At 40.4% G+C, this 2,577-nt stretch carries 2 protein-coding genes; both read left to right on the top strand.

The window, feature by feature from the left end; genetic code table 11:
• The first annotated feature begins 144 nt into the window (after positions 1-144).
• Positions 145-1,725, top strand: coding sequence for an IS21 family transposase (gene istA / locus O3603_RS11940; protein ID WP_004353653.1), 1,581 nt, complete (start codon positions 145-147; stop codon positions 1,723-1,725).
• A 6-nt stretch (positions 1,726-1,731) separates the two neighbouring features.
• The gene (gene istB / locus O3603_RS11935) at positions 1,732-2,520 is read left to right on the top strand and encodes an IS21-like element helper ATPase IstB (protein WP_004353655.1); all 789 of its coding nucleotides are present in this window, start codon (positions 1,732-1,734) and stop codon (positions 2,518-2,520) included.
• Positions 2,521-2,577 lie beyond the last annotated feature (57 nt).

The raw sequence follows: 2,577 nt of genomic DNA, 5'->3' as shown, positions 1-2,577 counted from the left end.
TATTTTAGACCCAGTAAGGTTAAAATAATGAGACCCACCTCACCAAAATAAGAATGACCCTTTGAAACGCTAGTTTTTTAGGGTCATTTTGTAGTTTTGTGTTACTGCCCTGGCCGGCATTAAAAACATAAAACTATTATTTATATGACAAAATTAAAGAATTTATTGCGCTGTTACGCATCTGGTATGGGAATAAGAAGTATTTCTAGTACTTTCCATATATCTCGTAACACCCTCCGCAAGTATGTCCGTAAATTCCAAGAAAGTGGCTTGTCCATGGAGCAAATTCTGTCGCTTTCAGATGATAAGCTGGCGGACTTGTTTTCAGATGGGCATTCTCGTAACCGTCCGCCTTCTGCTCGCAAGTTGGAGTTAGAGGCACTTGTTCCTGATTATGTGAAACGGCTTAGCAAGAAGGGTGTTTCTATCTTATCTCTTCACACGGAGTATCTCAAAACTCATCCTAATGGTTACCAGTATTCTACTTTCAAACACGCAATCCATGCCTACAGATGTCAAACACGAGCCGTAGGACATGTAGAGCACCTTGCTGGCGATCAGATGTATATTGATTATGCAGGTGATAAGCTAGAGATAGTCGAAGAACAGACGGGTGAGGTGCGGAAGGTAGAGGTTTTTGTGGCTACCCTTCCATGCAGTCATTACACCTATTGCGAGGCAGTGTGGTCGCAGAAGAAGGAAGACCTTATCGTTGCTTGCGAGAATGCTCTTCATTTCTTTGGTGGTGTACCCAAGGCTGTTGTGCCTGACAACTTAAAATCAGCCGTTATCCGCAGTGATCGTAATGAGCCTGTTATCAATGACGACTTCGCTGCTATGGCTGAATTTTATGACATGGCTGTTTATCCAGCTAGGGTGCGCCGTCCCAAGGACAAGGCACTGGTTGAGAATGCTGTAAAGCTAATGTATCGGTCGGTATATGTAGATATTGAAGGGCAAATTTTCCATAATCTAGAATCACTTAATGTTGCTATACGCACATCTTTAGAAGCATTTAACAGCCGTAGATTGAGTGGGCGTAAGGAATCCCGTCAAGAACTATTTGAGGAAATGGAAAAAGATTTTCTTCGTCCTCTTCCTACCGCTCGCTATCAGATGAAGTCTAGAAAGTCTGCTACTGTCATGGCTAATAGCTTCGTTATGCTAAGAAAGCATAGTTATAGTGTTCCAACAGAGTATATCGGCAAACGTATGGAGCTTATTTACGATAATGACAATGTTCAAATCTACTATGGGTTAAAGTTAGTTACCATCCATCAGCGAGATGATACTCCCTATACCTACTCACAGAAAGATGCACATAATCTTCCTGGTCATCATGGTAGCTTTGAAAAGGATTTGGAGGAAATATATCAACGGGCAGGGCAAATAGACAACATCCTTCTGCTTTATCTCAAGGAAGTCGCTACGCAGATGAAATATCCACCAAAAGCCTTCCGCTCTTGCCGTGGTATCATGTCGCTGGAGAAGAAGTATGGCATGGCTCGTCTAGTAGCAGCTTGTAACTGTGCCTCGGAAGGACGACGCTATGGCTATAATGAGATAAAGGATATACTACAGAAGGGTGATGATGCTCCCTATATATCTATGGATGAAGATAATATGGAGCTATCTCCTGAATATAAACCAAAAACTCATAAGAACATACGAGGCAAGGATTATTTCTCAAAGCAATTATCCAATAATAGCAAACAATTAAAGTAAACAACTATGGAACTAAATAATAATAAGACAGCACCTATTGTGCAAGAAATGGATAAGAATCAGTTATCTCTTGATTTAATGCATAGAATGAGGCTTACGGGTATGGCAACTGCCTTTGAAGAAAGTCTAACAACTACAATTGCAGATACGATGACACCAGATGCCTTTTTATCTTGGCTCTTATCTCGAGAATGGGACTATCGTTCTGCAGCAGCCATTGAAAGACTCATAAAATCAGCAGGGTTTAGATATAAAACCTATCCTGAGCAAATAGATTATAATATCAATCGCAACCTTAGCCAAAACAAAATGGAGAGAATACTCTCACTTGATTTTATCAAGCAAGGACGCAATATATTTATTACTGGTTCATCAGGAACTGGTAAAAGTTTTATCGCTACAGCTATAGGCTATCATGCTTGTAAAAATGGTATTAGAACGATGTATGCTAACATGTCAAAGCTGCTGGGGACACTTAAGGTTGCCAAGAACAAAGGAACGTTAGAAACAGAGCTAAAGAAGATAGAGCGATGTCGCTTGTTAATCCTCGATGATGCCTTCCTTGTACCTGTAGATGCAAAAGAGCGTCCTATATTACTTGATATTATAGAAGATAGGCATGAAAGGAAGTCGATTATCATATCTTCTCAACTTCCTGTAGACAACTGGTATGATGCAATAGGCGACCCTACCGTGGCAGATGCTGTACTAGATAGAATTGTGCATACCTCATATCAAATAGAACTAACTGGAGAGAGTCTTAGAAAGATAAAAGCAAAGAATATTACCAAGTAATAGCGAAATAAAATGACCCACCCGACCAGGGCATTTAGTGGGTCAATAATAAATCGT

It is taken from the genome of Prevotella sp. 20925_1_30 (genome assembly GCF_041433025.1).
GTDB lineage: Bacteria > Bacteroidota > Bacteroidia > Bacteroidales > Bacteroidaceae > Prevotella > Prevotella vespertina.
This window is presented reverse-complemented; position numbering and strand designations above follow the sequence as displayed.